General features: G+C 62.1%; 13 protein-coding genes and 1 pseudogene. 10 read left to right on the plus strand and 4 right to left on the minus strand.

Going from position 1 to position 16,738, the window contains the following annotated elements; translation table 11 throughout:
* Nucleotides 1–128: 128 nt before the first annotated feature.
* The 6 genes and pseudogenes from EFR00_RS15225 to EFR00_RS15250 all read left to right on the plus strand — a co-directional run bounded on the left by EFR00_RS15225 (nt 129) and on the right by EFR00_RS15250 (nt 6,064).
* Nucleotides 129–845, plus strand: coding sequence for a GntR family transcriptional regulator (locus EFR00_RS15225; protein WP_077989034.1), 717 nt, complete (start codon nt 129–131; stop codon nt 843–845).
* A complete protein-coding gene (locus tag EFR00_RS15230; protein ID WP_077989035.1) occupies nt 842–1,753 on the plus strand; it encodes a dihydrodipicolinate synthase family protein in 912 nt (303 codons plus the stop codon). Before EFR00_RS15225 ends, EFR00_RS15230 begins: the two co-directional genes overlap by 4 nt.
* Complete coding sequence (locus EFR00_RS15235) at nt 1,746–3,263, plus strand: aldehyde dehydrogenase (protein WP_077989036.1); 1,518 nt, start codon at nt 1,746–1,748, stop codon at nt 3,261–3,263. The genes EFR00_RS15230 and EFR00_RS15235 overlap by 8 nt, the downstream gene beginning before the upstream one ends.
* Nucleotides 3,260–4,600: an NAD(P)/FAD-dependent oxidoreductase gene (locus EFR00_RS15240; RefSeq protein WP_077989037.1), complete on the plus strand. Its 1,341-nt coding sequence runs from the start codon at nt 3,260–3,262 to the stop codon at nt 4,598–4,600. The genes EFR00_RS15235 and EFR00_RS15240 overlap by 4 nt, the downstream gene beginning before the upstream one ends.
* 108 nt (nt 4,601–4,708) lie before the next feature.
* Nucleotides 4,709–4,965 (plus strand): annotated as a pseudogene (locus EFR00_RS33560) (proline/glycine betaine ABC transporter permease); the annotation flags it as partial.
* Between the two features lie 85 nt (nt 4,966–5,050).
* Nucleotides 5,051–6,064, plus strand: a complete 1,014-nt coding sequence (locus tag EFR00_RS15250; protein WP_077989039.1) for a GlxA family transcriptional regulator — start codon at nt 5,051–5,053, stop codon at nt 6,062–6,064.
* A gap of 49 nt (nt 6,065–6,113) precedes the next feature.
* Here EFR00_RS15250 and EFR00_RS15255 read toward each other — a convergent pair whose 3' ends face one another.
* Entirely contained in the window at nt 6,114–7,205 is a 1,092-nt protein-coding gene (locus tag EFR00_RS15255; RefSeq protein WP_077989040.1) for an FAD-binding oxidoreductase, read from the minus strand.
* Nucleotides 7,195–8,448: an aromatic ring-hydroxylating oxygenase subunit alpha gene (locus EFR00_RS15260; RefSeq protein WP_077989041.1), complete on the minus strand. Its 1,254-nt coding sequence runs from the start codon at nt 8,446–8,448 to the stop codon at nt 7,195–7,197. Before EFR00_RS15260 ends, EFR00_RS15255 begins: the two co-directional genes overlap by 11 nt.
* A 111-nt stretch (nt 8,449–8,559) precedes the next feature.
* On the opposite strand from EFR00_RS15260, the gene EFR00_RS15265 reads away from it, so the two are divergent.
* On the plus strand, nt 8,560–9,447 hold the full coding sequence (locus EFR00_RS15265) for a LysR substrate-binding domain-containing protein (protein ID WP_077989042.1): 888 nt from the start codon (nt 8,560–8,562) through the stop codon (nt 9,445–9,447).
* On the opposite strand, the gene EFR00_RS15270 is transcribed toward EFR00_RS15265, so the two are convergent.
* Entirely contained in the window at nt 9,448–11,100 is a 1,653-nt protein-coding gene (locus tag EFR00_RS15270; RefSeq protein WP_077989043.1) for an acyltransferase, read from the minus strand.
* 142 nt (nt 11,101–11,242) lie between these two features.
* Between EFR00_RS15270 and EFR00_RS15275 the strand changes: the two genes are divergently transcribed.
* Nucleotides 11,243–11,935 (plus strand): hypothetical protein, encoded by a 693-nt coding sequence (locus EFR00_RS15275; RefSeq protein WP_077989044.1) that lies wholly within the window; start codon nt 11,243–11,245, stop codon nt 11,933–11,935.
* A gap of 106 nt (nt 11,936–12,041) precedes the next feature.
* Here EFR00_RS15275 and EFR00_RS15280 read toward each other — a convergent pair whose 3' ends face one another.
* Nucleotides 12,042–12,536: an Lrp/AsnC family transcriptional regulator gene (locus EFR00_RS15280; RefSeq protein ID WP_077989045.1), complete on the minus strand. Its 495-nt coding sequence runs from the start codon at nt 12,534–12,536 to the stop codon at nt 12,042–12,044.
* 171 nt (nt 12,537–12,707) lie between these two features.
* On the opposite strand from EFR00_RS15280, the gene EFR00_RS15285 reads away from it, so the two are divergent.
* Nucleotides 12,708–12,914: a hypothetical protein gene (locus EFR00_RS15285; protein ID WP_077989046.1), complete on the plus strand. Its 207-nt coding sequence runs from the start codon at nt 12,708–12,710 to the stop codon at nt 12,912–12,914.
* 28 nt (nt 12,915–12,942) lie between these two features.
* A complete protein-coding gene (gene putA / locus EFR00_RS15290) occupies nt 12,943–16,650 on the plus strand; it encodes a trifunctional transcriptional regulator/proline dehydrogenase/L-glutamate gamma-semialdehyde dehydrogenase (protein ID WP_077989047.1) in 3,708 nt (1,235 codons plus the stop codon).
* Nucleotides 16,651–16,738 lie beyond the last annotated feature (88 nt).

Genomic DNA, 16,738 nt, shown 5'->3' on the forward strand with positions numbered 1-16,738 from the left:
CGGTTTGGTTTTCCGGCATTGTATATTTCCAGAATAATAATTGTGTACGTTATGTACACAATTATTGACTCCGTCCGAGTGGCGTGGCATTTTCGCGGCATAGGGCAACAATCGGCCGGAGATCGACGATGGCGAAGACACCCAAGAGCAATCTCTACGAAGATCTGAAACGTCAGATTCTGACGATGGAGCTGGACCCGGACGCCGATCTGGACGAGGCCAGCTTGAGCGAAAGATACGGGCTGTCGCGGACGCCGGTGCGGGACATATTCCGCCGTCTTGCCGGAGAGGGTTATATCGATATCCGCGAGAACAGGGGTGCGCGGGTCATCCCGATGAACCACTCCACGCTGCGGAATTTCTTCCTCGTTGCGCCGATGATCTATGCGGCGATCGGCCGTCTCGCCGTGCAGAATTTCAAGCCGGCGCAGCTGTCTGACCTGAAGCAGACCCAGGAGCGGTTTCGCGCCGCCAGCCAGAAGACGGACGCTCTGGCGATGGTGCTGGAGAACAACCGCTTTCACGAAATCTTCGGCGAGATGTCGGGCAACGTCTACATGCAGCCGAGCCTCGGCCGGCTGCTCATCGACCACGCGCGCATCGGTCACACGTTTTTCCGGCCGAGGAACGAGGACATGAGGCGGCGGCTTCAACTGGCCGTCGACCATCATGACGGCTTTATCTCCGCGCTCGGCGCTCACGACGAGGATGCCGTCGTCGATCTCGTTTTTGAACACTGGGAGTTGTCTCGCGAGAACATGGAGATGTTCATCGCACCGCAAGGCCTCAAGGCGGACGCCTTCGTGGGCGGTCCAGCCACGCACATATTGGAGAAGTCATCGTGAAGTTTGAGGGGATCTACACGCCGGTGGTAACGCCGCTCGATCAAAATGGTCAGATTGACCGGGCCGGATTTGCAGCCGTGCTCGAGTCGCTGATCGAAGCGGGCGTCCACGGCATTATCGTCGGCGGCTCGACGGGCGAATATTACGCCCAGAGCAGCCAGGAGCGTTTCGAGCTCGGGGCCTATGCGAAAGAGGTCATCGGCACACGGCTGCCGCTCATCATCGGCACCGGCGCCACGCGCACCGAGGATTCGGTCGAATACGCCAAAGCGGCAAAGGAAATCGGCGCGGATGCAATCCTGGTCTCGTCACCGCCCTATGCGCTGCCGACCGAACGCGAGAACGCGGTCCATGCCCTGACGGTCGATCGCGCCGCCAACCTGCCGATCATGCTCTACAACTATCCCGCCCGCATGGGCGTGGTGATGGGCGAGGAGTATTTCTCCCGCGTCGGCAAGTCGAAGAACGTGATCGCCATCAAGGAAAGCTCCGGCGACATGGGCAATCTTCATCGGCTCGCCCGGAAGTTTCCGCACATTGCGCTGTCCTGCGGCTGGGACGACCAGGCGCTCGAATTCTTCGCTTGGGGTGCGAAGAGCTGGGTCTGTGCCGGTTCCAACTTTCTGCCGCGCGAGCATGTCGCCCTTTATGAGGCCTGCGTCCTCGAGAAGAATTTCGACAAGGGCCGGGCGATCATGAGCGCGATGCTGCCGCTGATGGATTTCCTCGAATGCGGCAAGTTCGTCCAGTCGATCAAGCACGGATGCGAGATCATCGGCCTCAAGGCCGGTCCGGTGCGGGCGCCGCTGCGCGGACTGAACTCCGAAGAAAAAAGAACCCTTCAGACCGTCGTCGCCACATTGAAGCGCACGGTCGCCCAGATCACGTCGGGAGCCAACCATGCATGAACCTTTGACCGCAGCCGAATACAAGGCGATCGCCGTCGGTCTTCAACTTCCGACGAATGCATTCATCGATGGCGCATTTCGTCCGGCGAATTCCGGCAAGACCTTCACCTCCACCAATCCCGCGACGGGTGAGGCTTTGGCCGAAATCGCCGCCTGCGATTCCAGCGACGTCGATTTCGCCGTTGAGAAGGCGAAAGAGGCGTTCGAAGACGGGCGCTGGCGGCTCCGCTCGCCGGGTGAGCGCAAGGAAGTGCTGCTGAAGCTTGCCAAGCTCCTGGAGCGCAACCGGCACGAACTCGCCGTCATGGAAAGCCTCGACAGTGGCAAACCGATACGCGAATGCCAGACCGTCGACGTTCCCGATACCATTCATACGCTGCGCTGGCACGCCGAGCTGATCGACAAGCTCTACGACAACACGGCGCCTGTCGGCGCCAACGCGCTGACGATGATCGTGCGTGAGCCGATCGGCGTCGTCGGATGCGTGCTGCCGTGGAATTTCCCGCTGCTGATGCTCGCCTGGAAGATCGGCCCGGCGCTTGCCGCCGGCTGCTCGGTCATCGTCAAGCCGGCGCAGGAAACAACACTCACGACGCTGCGCGTCGCCGAACTCGCCCTTGAGGCCGGCATTCCGGCCGGCGTCTTCAACGTCGTCACTGGTTCGGGCCGCGAGGTCGGCGAACCGATCGGCCTGCACAATGATGTCGACATGGTGGCCTTCACCGGCTCGACGCCGACCGGCCGCCGCTTCCTGCGTTACGCCGCGGATTCGAACCTCAAGAAGGTGGTGCTCGAATGCGGCGGCAAGAACCCCGCCGTCGTTCTCGACGATGCCGAGGACCTCGACCTCGTCGCCGAGCAGGTCGTCAACGGCGCCTTCTGGAACATGGGCGAGAATTGCTCGGCCACGTCGCGTCTCATCGTCCATGCCAAGGTCAAGGATGAATTGATGAAGCGCATCGGCGCCTACATGCGCGAATGGAAGACGGGCGATCCGCTCGATCCCGAAAACCGCATCGGCGCGCTGGTCAGCAAGTCGCACTTCGAGAAGGTGAAATCCTTCCTCGACGATGCCAAGTCGGAGAAGCTCTCCGTCACCCAGGGCGGTGAAACCTATAACGGCATCTTCATCGAGCCGACGCTGGTCGAAGGTGTGACGCCGGCCAGCCGCCTGTTCCAGGAAGAGATCTTCGGGCCGATCCTGTCGGTCACGACGTTCAACACGCTCGCCGAGGCGACTGCTCTGGCCAACGACACCAATTACGGCCTGACGGCATCCGTCTATACGGGCAGCCTGCGCAATGCGATCCGGCTGACCCGCGATATCCGCGCCGGCCTGATCACCGTCAACTGCTTCGGCGAAGGCGACGCCACCACGCCGTTCGGCGGCTACAAGGAGTCCGGCTTCGGCGGCCGCGACAAGTCGGTCTTCGCCCACGACAACTACTGCGAGCTGAAGACCATCTGGATCGACATTTCGGAACGCTCCGTCGACGAGACGATCCGATGAGCCGCCATGTGATCAAGCACCTGCCGACCGATACCGGCGTTTCGGGATGGGAGGCGACCAGCGAACGCACCTTTCCCGTAGCGGCGCTTGAGCACGACATTACCGCCGACTGGCTGATCATCGGCGGCGGATTTGCCGGCCTTTCCGCGGCCCGCCGTCTCTCGCAATCGCGCCCTGGGGACAAGATCGTCGTCCTGGATGCGCGTGAGCTTGCCAAGGGGCCGGCCGGGCGGAATTCCGGCTTCATGATCGACGTGCCGCACAACCTGTCCTCCGGCGAGTATTCGGTGGCGGACGAGGCGGCGACCAAGGACGAGATCCGGCAGAACCGTCTGGCGATTTCCTTCGCAGCCGACGTGGCGGCCGAATACGGCCTGCCCCGGGAAACCTTCGATCCCTCGGGCAAGGTAAATGCCGCGGCCTCCGACCGGGGAATGGGGCTCAACGACAATTATAGGAAGTCGCTCGAAAAGATCGGCGAGGAGCATCGCGTTCTCGATGCGAACCAGATGCGGGAGATGACCGGCTCGCACTATTATCGCGGCGGCCTCTACACCCCGGGCGCGGTGATGATCCAGCCGGCCGATTATATCAGGGGCCTGGCGCGCGGGCTCCATTCGAAGGTTGCCATCCACGAGCACTCGCCGGTGCTGGAGCTTTCGCGTGAAGGCAGGAGCTGGAAGGCGAAGACCGCCCGCGGCTCCGTTTCCGCGCCCAAGGTCATTCTCGGTGTGAACGGTCATATTCAAAGCTTCGGCCATTTCCGTGGAAGGCTGATGCATATCTTCACCTATGCGTCGATGACGTCGGCCTTTTCACAGAACGAATTCGCAGGCACCGGTGTGGATCGCTGGGCGCTGCTGCCGGCCGACCCGATGGGCGCGACGCTACGCAAGATCACAAAGGACGGGCTTTCGCGGATCGTCGTCAGGACGAGGTTTACCTATGACCCGAGCCTGAAAGTGTCGGAAAAGCGCGTCGCCGGAATCGCCGCCGAACAGCGCCGGTCGTTCGATGCCCGTTTCCCGGGGATGGAGCGCCTGCCGATGGAATATAGCTGGGCGGGTGCGCTCTGCCTCAGCAGAAACCATGTGCCCGCATTCGGCGAGGTTGAAGAAGGGCTATTTTCCGCCTGCTGCGAAAACGGTCTCGGCACCGTCAAGAGCACGCTTGCCGGGATGATGGCCGCCGATCTCGCGACAGGAGCCGCCAGCCCGGAGCTCGACAAATTCAAAAACCAGCCGGAACCGAGGAGACTGCCCCCCGAGCCCATCGCTTGGCTGGGCATCAACTCCGTCATCCGCTTTCAGGAATTGCGTGCCGGTCGCGAGGGGTGATTTCGATCGCGCAAATTGAAGATCACCGCCTGCAGACTTCGATGGCGAAGGGACGACAGCTGGGGAGTAATAACAATGAAAACTTTGTGGAAGGCTTTCTGCGGGACCGCAGAGATGTTGTTCAATATCCGTCCTCCCTTTGCGCGTCCGACCATCATGCGGATCAACCTGAGACTAACGACGGCGTCTGGCATGGCCGTTGTCGCGGGCATTGCGGGTTCAGGCAGGCTCGAAGGAATGTTCTGCGGCGCGATCAGGACGGTCGATATCGCGACCTCAATCATGCAGCAATCGCCATCGTGCTATTGACCATGCTGACTGACCGAATATGGCAGAGCGCCGTTCACTTGGGGAATGGGAAGGAAGTCATGAGTAGTTTGGACTTGCAGTTTCCGCCCGGCGCAATCTTGATGCCGGCCGTCGACTGGCTCCACGTGGCAGGAGATGAACATGCGAGCTGAGCAGCATCGGGTGGTTGACGATGGCGCAAAGCAGGCAGCGCGACTCAAAGTTGGGTTCGTTCTGTCGCGTTCCTTCACGCTGTCGGCCTTTGCATTGTTCGTCGACACGCTCAGACTTGCCAGCGACGAACAGGATCGTTCTGGAAGGGTGCTCGCCGACTGGCAGGTGATCGGCAGCACGCGGCATCTGATTACCTCCAGCTGCGGTGTCCAGGTGGCGCCTACTTCGGATTTCGTCGACCCGTCAAGGTTCGATTATATCGTGGTCGTCGGCGGCCTGCTGACGGTCGAAAATCCCGTCGACCAGCAGACAATCACCTTCCTGAGGCAAGCGGATGCGAAGAAGGTGCCGCTTATCGGCGTGTGCACCGGTTCGTTCATCCTGGCGGCGGCGGGCCTGATGAAACGACACGAATCCTGCGTCAGCTGGCTGCATTACAAGGAGTTTCGGGAGCGCTTTCCGGAGCTTGCCGTCCGCTCCGACCGGCTCTTCAATCTCGATCGGCAGCGCGGATCCTGCGCCGGGGGCAGCAGCGCTGCCGACATGGCGGCATTGCTCGTCAGAAAATACATCAGCCGCGATGCCGAACGAAACGCGCTCGAAGTGCTTCAGATCGAGAAGGCCCGAACGCCATCGGATGTTCAGCCGCGGCGTCCGCTCTACGACGATTATGACGACGCCCGCGTCAAGGCGGCGATGATCACCATGGAGCAGTTCGTCGACGGCAGCATGCCGATCGAGAAGCTTGCCGCAATGGTCGGGCTCTCGAGGCGGCAGCTGGAGCGGATATTCATCGAAAAGACGGGCATGTCGCCTGCCAAGGCCTATAACCGCGTTCGCATGGAGCGGGCAAAATCGATCCTCGCCCAGTCGAAGGCGCCGCTCATCGAGATTGCGCTCGACGTCGGCTTCGAAAACGCCTCGCAGTTCACCAGAACCTTCAAGCGCACATTCGGGCAAACGCCCTCGCAGCATCGTGCGGCGGCCTTGAGAGCACACTGAAGCGTCAGCATCCTGGCAGTTCCCGTATCGACGATTGACGCGGTGTCGCTCAGCGTTCGATGAGGAGATCGCTGAGCGGCTTCGAGCAGCAGGGCAGGAAGAAGCCGGCGTCGATTTCCCTCTGGCGGATGCCGCCATTGTGGTTCATGTCGACCGCGCCTGACGTGAGCATCGACTTGCAGGTGCCGCAGACCCCATTGGCGCAGGAGGATGGTATCCTGACGCCCGCCTTCTTCGCGCAGGAGAGCACGCTCTGGTCGCCTGTTACCTCGATGCTGCGGGCCTGCTTGGAGAAGGTGACCTGAAAGACCTTGGCGGTCGCTTCCTGAATCGCGGGGATTTCAGGTTCGTCGATGACGGCAGCGTCGAAGCTTTCTTCGAGATAATGGGAGGCGGGAACGCCGAGTTCTGCGGCGATGCCGCGCGCTGCCGCCATGAACGGAGCGGGGCCGCAGCACATCACCGTGCGGTCGGCGATATCGGGAACCGCCAGTCTGAAATAATCCGCCGAAATGCGGCCGGTGAGGCCGGACCAGGAGGGTTCGCCGGCAACCGTTTCCGGCAGAAAATGCAGCCGCAGCCCTTTCAGCCTGCGGGCGATGCAGGCGAGTTCGTCGCGAAAGATCAGATCGAGCGGGGTGCGCGCCGCATGCATGAAGATGACGTCGGCAGGCTCGCAGCTGTCGGCGAGTTCACGCAGAATGGACATGACCGGCGTGATGCCGGAGCCGCCGGAGAGCAGCAGAAGTTTTGGCTTCGACGCCTCGGACCGGACGAAATGGCCGAGCGGGCCGTTCGCCTTGACCGACGCGCCCGGCACCAGCGTGTCGTGAAGCCAGTTGGAGATCTTGCCGCCCGGAACGCGCTTCACCGTTACCGAGAAAGCGTTCGTGCGATGCGGCGACGAGGAGATGCTGTAGCAGCGGCTTTCAGGCTCTCCGTTATGCTCCAGGTCGAACAGGAAATACTGGCCGGCCTTGAAGGCGAACCGCTTGCCGTCAGGGGAGGCGAAGGTGAAGGTCTTGACGTCATGGGTCTCCTGCTGGACGTCGAGGCAGACGAGCGCATCGTCTTCCTCGGGATTCCAGACGTCGTGACGGGCGGTTTTTGCGAGCGGCGCTTGCGGGTTCCTAGTATCCATGAGCGCGCATCCGGTCGATGTACCAGCTGGCGAACTTGTCGAGGTTCGTCTCGGAGAAGCGGGAATAGGGACCCGGCCGATAAGCGGGATCGAGCGCACCGGCATGGGAGCGGGCGACGAGGTCGGCGTCCTGGTCCGTCGTTGCGACCCAGACATCCGTCAGCTTGTCGCGGTCGTAATCCACCCCTTCGACGGCGTCCTTGTGGACCAGCCACTTGGTCCTGACCAGCGTCTTGCCGGCCGAAAGCGGGATGACGGTCGCCACGATGGCATGGTCGCCCATGAAGTGGTTCCAGCTGTTATGGCCCCAGAGATGGGTGTCGCCGAGATCCTTGCGGGTCATCTGCCCGAGGAGCTTGGAGGATGCGGCGGTGGCGTCATGCGTCTGGGATTCGCCGGCGCCTGATATGATCAGCCGCTGCGTGCGGAAGTTCGTGGCGCAGTCGGCGAGCTGCTCGATGGCGGCGGACGGGAAGCCATCGGCTTCCCATGCCTGGGTGCGCTCCTCGTAAAGCCGGAAATGCTCCTCGGCCTGTTCGCGATCCTCCGGGCTCAGCGTTTCGGGATCGAAGCCGAAGTCGAGGTCGACGAAGGAGACGCAGAGCTCTGGATGGTTGGCGGAGCAATGATAGCACTCGCGATTGTTCTCCATCGTCAGCTTCCAGTTGCCGTCCTCGATGACGTCGGTCTGGTGGGCGATCTTGGCATTGCGGATGTCGTAGGGCGCGAGACGCTCGACCATCGCCTGCTCGAGGCCGGCAATGTCCTCCGGCGGATTGTCGGACAGGCAGACATAGATCAGGCCGCCGATCGATTTGAAGGTAACCGGCTTCAGACCGTGACAGTCCTTGTCGAAATCCTTGCCCATATGCGGGGCATAGCTGAGCTCGCCCGTCAGCTCATAGGTCCAAGTATGATAGGGACAGACGAGCTTCGAGACGATCGTCTTGCCCGGGTTGAGAAGACGGGAACCGCGATGGCGGCAGACATTGTGCAGCACGCGGATTTCGCCGTCGTCGTCACGCAGCAGGATCAGGCTCGTCTTGCCGATGTCGACGACTGTGGCGTCGCCGGCCTCCGGAACATCGCAGTCGAGGCCGACGCAGATCCAGTGCTTGTGGAAGAAGACGTCGATATCCGCTTCGAACACGTCTTCTCTAACGTAGAGGCCGGCCGGCAACGAATGGCCTTCCGCGCGGGAGTCGAGAAGCGCCGAAATGGAAGAAGGAAGCCTGTTTAGCATGAGAACCTCTTATGTGAGAGTTTCCCTAGATTGCTCTTGCAGCGTCGGCCTTTCAACGGCATAAAAAATTAGCTTCGCATAAGTTTTTATCATGCGAATAGGAGTCTTGTGATGCAATTTCGAAGACGGCTCCCGTCGCTGACGGCGCTGGTGACGCTGGAAGCGGTGCTGCGCAGGAAGAGTTTCACCACGGCGGCGAGCGAACTCGGCGTTACCCAGGCAGCCGTCAGCCGGCAGATCGCCGCTTTGGAAGAGGAACTCGGCCAGCCGCTCTTCCTGCGCAAGCACCGGGCGATCGAGCCGACGGCGGCCTGCGTCAGCCTCGGCGCGACGCTGGTGAAGAGCTTTGCCGATATCGCGGAAAGCGTGGAGGCGATCCAGTCGCGCAGCCAGGACGTGGTGACGATCGGCGCGACCGTCGCCTTCTCCTCCTTCTGGCTGCTGCCGCGGCTTGCCGAGTTCCGCCGGGCCAATCCCGGCATTCTGGTGCGGGTGATATCCCAGGATAACCCGATCACTCTGGACGATGGAGAGATCGACGTTGCGATCCGATACGGCGTGCCGCCCTTCAGCGATGGCACTGTCATTGCCTCGCGCGGCGACGTCGTCTGCCCGGTCTGCTCTCCCGACCACCTCAGGCGCCGCGGAGATGGCCCGCTCGGCTCTGCCGACGAATTCATCGAAACGGATGTGCTCGATCGTTCCTGGTATGGCTGGGCGCAATGGGTGTCGCTGACCGGCGGCAATATCGAGATCAAGCCGTCGCTTCGATTCAACCATTACACGGAAAGCATCGCGGCGGCGCGTGCGGGGCAGGGGATCGCCTTGGGATGGCGCATGCTGATCGGCACTTTCCTCGATGATCGAACCCTGGTGCCGGCCGCGGAAACCGAGCTTGCCGCCGAAGGCCGCTACAACGTGATCGTGCCGATCAAGGCCAAGCGCAGCCATGCGGGCGATCTCGCCGCCGCCTGGCTGACGGCATCGCTGCACGGTTGATCAGAGACCAAGGCCGGGTGTCGCCGTCCGATGCACGCCCTTCGGGACGAAGGCGAACTGATCCGCCAGGTCGAGGAAGTCGGCCGCCAGGTGAATGACCGAGAGCCACATTTCCGTTCCCTGCAGGCTCGGCTCGCCGCCGTCGGCGAATGGGAAACCCCCGCCGTCCCGCCATCTGTCGAGTGCCCTGGATATCAAGCTGCGGGCGATCGCCTCGCCATCGGTCCGGCGGTAGTCGGTCTGCCGCCCGATCAGCAGGAGAGGATGGATCGTGTCGAGCAGGTTGCAGGCATTGTATTTCTCGGCAACGAAGCCTTTGTGGTTGCGATAATTCAGATGAACCGTCTCGATCGCGGCATGCGGATGCGGAAGCGGCATGCCGAACTGCGCGTAAGTGCCGCGCGTCAGGCGATAAAATCCATTCACCGGCTGGAGCCATCCCTCCAGCGCCGTCGGCTCACCCCAGAGGCCAGAGACGCTGTTGGCATTGCGGCTCAGCCACTCGAAGAGCGCCTGTCGCGGCCCTTTGATGCCGAAATACCTGGCGTTGAAATACATGGCGGTTCCGATGGCATCGACGACGCTACCGGCGTGCCATGCCCGGCTCGACCAGGGCAGGGTGCTCAGCCATTGCTCCAGCTCTTCAGCCCCGAGTAGCACCGCCTGGATCGGTTGCCGTGGTCCGGAGCCGAGCAGTTCGAGCGCATAACCGACCGAAAGCACGTTGTAGAGCGCCTTCGGATCTTCTCTCAACGCCCAGTCCTGGACACGCGAATGCGCTTGCGGAAAGAGGCCGGTCTCCCGATCCTGGAGGCCTTGGAGACGCTCGACGGTTTGCGCCGGATCGAGCCCGGGCGGCAGCTGATCGAAGCCGGCGGCGATCTCGATGGCATCGCAGAGATGCCGGATCGCCGGCCGCCTGACGCCGTCCGCTTCCAGCGATTCATAGCCCTCAGGTGTCTTCCATTGCGCAAGGATATCAGGCCATTGCTCTCTCGCCTTCTGCCCAAGCCTGACCAGCCGATCCTCGATCTCTCCAATGGCGGATTTCCTCGCCGGTGCGCCCCGGCTCCGCAGCACCTTTGCCGGTACGCCGCCGGCAATCGCAAGCGCAGGAATATCTTGCGTGACGACCGCTCCGGCCGCAATGACGGCGCCGTTGCCGATCGTGACGCCATCGAGGATCACGCAATTGGCGCCGATCCAGACATCGTCGCCGATCACAATGCCGATGCTGACGACGCCCTGGCGATGGATGGGCCGATCGGGATCGTCGAAACCGTGATTGAAGCCGACGATCGACGCATGCGAGGCAATCCTGACCCCATTGCCGCACGTCACCTTGCCGGAAACGCAGGCATAGGGATTGATCGAGCAATCCTCACCGAGGATCACATCGCCCCGCACCAGCGCATGCCCGCCAATCCAGGACCGCTCGCCCATCGCCAGGCTCTCGGTGAAGATCGCAGCGTTTTCGGCGATATAGGAGGTCTCGGCCAATTCTGCGCCGCACGCTCGCTGTAGCGCTGCCTTGCGGGCGAGATGAGCGGGATGGTCGAGATCCGCCGCGATGTGCTCCCAGGGGAGATATTGCAGCCTGCGCGCTTCTCGTTGTACGTTCGCCGATGCTGGCGAGCTGCTGGTCTGGTCCATCTTTCCTCATTCTATATTTCGGCAGCAAAGCACCATAAACGCACATTGCCTCCATCGTAGAACGTTGTTAGGCCGGCGCAATTTCAATGTCCGCACGCCTATTTGAGAATCCAATCATGTCCTTGGCAAGTTACGAGTCCATATGAGTTTCATTATTATTACACTAGTCGTGCTCGCCATTTGCGTCCTGTTGTTCATCGCGGCCATAGCAATTGTCTTTCTTGGGCTGCGCCGTATCTGGCGACGGACACAACCCAACCAAGTCGTTTTAAGAAGCGTCATCATAGCTTGTGGTCTGGGCGCTGTCGCACTGCCATACGTTGCCATCAAAGTTAGCGAGCGAAACAACCTTCTCGCACGCGTTCCCGAACCCCTTGAAGTGGCTGAAATTGAATACCGCCTGGAAGAATCTTGGGGCCTCGGTTTCATGCCCGGAGACAACGAAACCGGCTTTGTCGTCTATCGGCTGACCAATGATAGTGCAGACTGGGCACGGAAACAGGGAAGCCGGCTAGGCGATATGCTTTCGGGAACAAGGGGAACGTGGCATGAAACACCGGTCGACGACAGGAGCGACCAGACCGCGATAAGCCAATGGCACCCCTACGACCGTGATCCGGAGATGATGGCAATGGAGCGTATTCAGCGCCACCCTCCTACAATATTTGAATACCTGGAAAAGTACGGTTTCATAATCTCGATCGAAAAAGGTCGCGATCACGAAGCCGACCGGGCAATCCAGTCAAGTGGGTCGTTTTACTCCTACGGAAAGGGCGGCAGCGTCACGATCGTTGATCCGGCAAGGGGCAAGGTTTATTTCGCCTATGCTGGATGAGCATCGACGGCCTGCCGCAACACTATACACGTAAGTCTGTCGCCCAGTATGGCCGCGTAGGTGGTCTGTATTGCTCATCGCGCCAGAGGTCTGCCACGGATCACCTTCACGAAAGACTCGACCCGAATTTGTCCCAGCCTTCCTTGATTGTCTCCATCGCCACATTCGTCGAGGTGTTGGCTACATGGGGCAGCGTTGAGATGCGTTCGCCGAGAACGCGGCGGTAGCGACCGATGTCGCGGGTGCGGATCTTCAGGAGATAATCGAAGCGGCCGGCGATCATGTGGCACTCCTCGACTTCCCTGATCTTCTTGATGGCCTCATTGAAGCTCTTCAGCGCATCCTCGCGGGTGTCGGAAAGCTTCACCTCGACGAAGGCGATGTGGTCGAGCTGCATTTTCGATGGATTGAGGACGGCCTTGAAGCCTTCGATATAGCCGTCGCTGATCAGCCGTTTGAAGCGGATCTGGCAGGGCGTCTTCGAAAGCCCGACGCGCGCGGCGAGATCTGTGATCGACAGCCTGCCATCCTCGGCGAGTGCGGCGAGGATCTTTCTGTCGAATTGGTCCAATTCACTAAAGATATCGGCTTCCGTGGCCATTTGAACTCTCGATGATCGCTTTATAAGTTCATACAGCTTGAAAACTATTGAAATCAAGTGAGATCGCGATCTGCGGCTGTGGTAGATTATGCCTCGGCAATGGGAGGAAGGGCGCGGACGCTCGGCGCATTGCCGGGATCGATGGCTGCGACGCGCAAAGGGAGATCACAGATGCATGAGAGAAAAGCGGACGGCGATCAGAAACCCGATCTGCTCGCTCACTATCGGCCGGTGGCCATTAGAGCGGTCGCGGCGGCATTCACTCTTAAGCGCGACAAGCCCAATGCGCGGCCGCTTCGCGAGACGGAATATTCCGGCCCGATTTTCACGGACGATGCCACCTGGGATGATGAGCCCGGTGTTCCATTTATCCGTTAGACGAAACATTCACTGATCAGGATTTCCCATGTTGAACGCAGCGATCGACCCCGCATCCTCCAAAGAACCTGCCGGCAGCGCGCCGTTCGCCGCTTTTGCGCCGCCGATCCGGCCGCAATCGGAACTTCGCCAGGCGATCACGGCAGCCTATCGCCGTCCGGAAACCGAATGCCTGCCGCCCCTCGTTGCGGCCGCGCGCGTTTCCGAGGCGAAACGCTATGACATCCGCAGCACCGCTCGCACGCTGATCGAAGCCTTGCGCGCCAAGCACAAGGGCACCGGCGTCGAAGGGCTCGTGCAGGAATATTCGCTCTCCAGCCAGGAAGGCGTGGCGCTGATGTGCCTTGCCGAAGCGCTGTTGCGCATTCCCGATACCGACACCCGCGACGCGCTGATCCGCGACAAGATCGCCGAGGGCAACTGGACCTCCCATATCGGCGGCGGCAAATCGATGTTCGTCAACGCCGCCACCTGGGGCCTCGTCGTCACCGGCAAGCTGACGTCCACGGTCAACGCCCGCAGCCTGTCGGCAGCGCTGACGCGGCTGATCGCGCGCGCCGGCGAGCCGGTCATCCGCCGCGGCGTCGATATGGCGATGCGCATGATGGGCGAGCAGTTCGTCACCGGCGAAACGATCGAGGAGGCGCTGAAGCGCGCCCGGCCGCTCGAAGCGCGCGGCTTCCGTTATTCCTACGACATGCTCGGCGAGGCCGCGACGACGGCGGCCGACGCCGAGCGTTATTTCAAGGATTATGAAAAGGCGATCCACGCCATCGGCAAGGCCTCGAACGGACGCGGCATCTATGGCGGCCCGGGCATCTCGATCAAGCTTTCGGCGCTGCATCCGCGTTATGTCAGGGCGCAGGCCGGTCGCGTAATGGGAGAATTGCTGCCCAAGGTCAAGGCGCTCGCCGTTCTCGCCAAGACCTATGATATCGGCCTCAATATCGACGCCGAGGAGGCCGATCGGCTGGAGCTTTCGCTCGATCTGCTCGAGGAGCTCTGCTTCGCGCCGGAGCTGGCGGGGTGGAACGGGCTCGGCTTCGTCGTGCAGGCCTATGGCAAGCGCTGCCCCTTCGTGCTCGATTACATCATCGATCTCGCCCGCCGGTCCGGGCGCCGGATGATGGTCCGTCTGGTCAAGGGGGCCTATTGGGACGCAGAAATCAAGCGCGCTCAGCTGGATGGCCTCGACGACTATCCCGTTTATACCCGCAAGATCTACACCGACGTCGCCTACATCGCCTGCGCGCGCAAGCTGCTCGGTGCGCCGGATGCGGTTTTCCCGCAGTTCGCGACCCACAATGCGCAGACGCTGGCGACGATCTATCATCTCGCCGGCCCCGATTTCGCGGTCGGCAAATACGAGTTCCAGTGCCTGCACGGCATGGGCGAACCGCTCTATGACGAGGTCGTCGGCAAGGAAAAGCTCGACCGGCCCTGCCGCATATATGCGCCAGTCGGAACCCATGAGACGTTGCTCGCCTATCTGGTGCGCCGCCTGCTGGAAAACGGCGCCAATTCCTCCTTCGTGCACCGCATCTCCGATCCGAACGTTTCGGTCGAGGCGCTGATCGCCGATCCCGCCGAGACCGTTGCGGCTATGCCCGTCGTCGGCGCTCCTCATGTACAGATCGCTGCGCCGAAGGCGCTCTACGGCCATGCTCGCGCGAATTCGGACGGGCTCGATCTCTCGAACGAGGCGACGCTGACGGATCTGGCGCGGGCGCTCGCTTCCACGGCCGAGAGCCCGTGGCATGCGCTTCCGATCCTCGCCGACGGTTCCACCGATGGGGTGACGCGCGACGTCCTTAATCCCGCCGATCACCGCGACGTCGTCGGCACGGTCACCGAACTGAAGGTGGAGGAGGCGGCCCGTATCGTTGCGATGGCGGCCGCCTATGCACCGCAATGGGCGGCCGTGCCGCCGGCCGAGCGGGCGGCCTGCCTGGAGCGGGCGGCCGACATCATGCAGGCCCGCATCAAGACCCTGATGGGCATCGTCATGCGCGAAGCCGGCAAATCGGCGGCCAACGCCGTCGGCGAAGTGCGTGAGGCGATCGACTTCCTGCGCTATTACGCCGAACAGGCGCGCAAGACCCTCGGGCCGTCCCACGCGCCGCTTGGGCCTATCGTCTGCATCAGCCCGTGGAATTTCCCGCTGGCGATCTTCACCGGACAGGTGGCCGCTGCCCTCGTGGCCGGCAATCCCGTGCTGGCCAAGCCCGCCGGCGTGACGCCGATCATCGCCTCGGAGAGCGTCAAGATTCTCCACGAGGCGGGCGTGCCGGTCGGCGCTCTGCAATTCGTGCCCGGCAGCGGCCGGCTCGGCGCCGGCATGGTCGGGGCTCCTGAAACCGCCGGCGTCATGTTTACCGGCTCGACCGAGGTCGCCCGCATGATCCAGGCGCAACTGGCCGAACGGCTGTCGCCGAGCGGCAAACCGATCCCGCTGATCGCCGAAACCGGCGGTCAGAACGGCATGATCGTCGATTCCTCGGCATTGGCCGAGCAGGTCGTGGCCGACGTCATTGCCTCTGCTTTCGACAGCGCCGGCCAGCGGTGCTCGGCGCTCAGGGTCCTGTGCCTTCAGGACGATGTCGCCGACAGGACGCTTGCCATGTTGAAGGGCGCCTTCCGTGAACTGACGGTCGGCCGGACCGATCGCCTGAGCGTCGATGTCGGCCCCGTCATCAACGACGGCGCCAAGGCCGAGATCGACCAGCATATCGAGCAGATGCGCGGCTCCGGCTGCAAGGTGGAGCAGCTGGCGCTGCCCGCAAGTGCTGCGGCGGGCACTTTCGTTCCGCCGACGATCATCGAGATCAAGTCGCTGTCGGATCTGACCAAGGAGGTCTTCGGACCGGTCCTGCATGTCTACCGCTTCAAGAGAAACGGGCTCGACCGCCTGATCGACGACATCAATGCCTCGGGTTACGGCCTCACATTCGGACTTCACACGCGGCTTGACGAAACCATCGCGCATGTGACGAGCCGCATCAAGGCCGGCAACCTCTACGTCAACCGCAACATTATCGGCGCCGTCGTCGGCGTCCAGCCCTTCGGCGGCCGCGGCCTGTCGGGAACGGGTCCGAAGGCAGGCGGTCCGCTCTATATCGGCCGCCTGGTGCAGCGCGCGCCGGTGCCGCCGCAACAGGATTCGGTTCATACGGACCTTGCCCTTCGCGATTACATCGTCTGGCTCGACAAGAAGGGCCTGACGGGCGAAGGGGAGGCGGCGCGCGGTTATGCCGGCCGCTCGGCACTTGGGCTCGAACGCGAGCTCACCGGCCCGGTCGGCGAGCGCAATCTTTACGCGCTGCATCCGCGCGGCCGCATTCTGCTCGTGCCGCAGACGGAGAGCGGGCTCTATCGCCAGATCGCCGCAGCCCTTGCAACGGGCAATCATGTCGCGGTGGATGCCGGTTCCCTCTCGAAATCGGCGCTCGCCGATCTTCCGGCGGCGGTCGCAAGCCGCTTTTCCTGGACCTCGGACTGGGAAAAGGACGGACCTTTCTCGGGCGCGCTCGTCGAGGGCGATCGCGACAGGGTCCACGCGGTCAACAAAAGGATCGCGGCTTTGCCCGGTCCGCTTCTCCTGGTTCAGGCCGCCACGAGCGAAGAGCTTGCCGGCGATCCTGAGGCCTATTGCCTGAACTGGCTGTTGGAAGAGGTCTCGACCTCGATTAATACCGCCGCTGCCGGCGGCAATGCCAGCCTGATGGCGATCGGCTGACCGAAACCGACGAGGGCGCAGAAAACACGCCCTCGTCCTACCTTCTATGCTCCGACGAAACTCGACACCATTGACTATTTTTTTAAGA

It is taken from the genome of Rhizobium sophoriradicis (assembly GCF_003939025.1).
Lineage (GTDB): Bacteria > Pseudomonadota > Alphaproteobacteria > Rhizobiales > Rhizobiaceae > Rhizobium > Rhizobium sophoriradicis.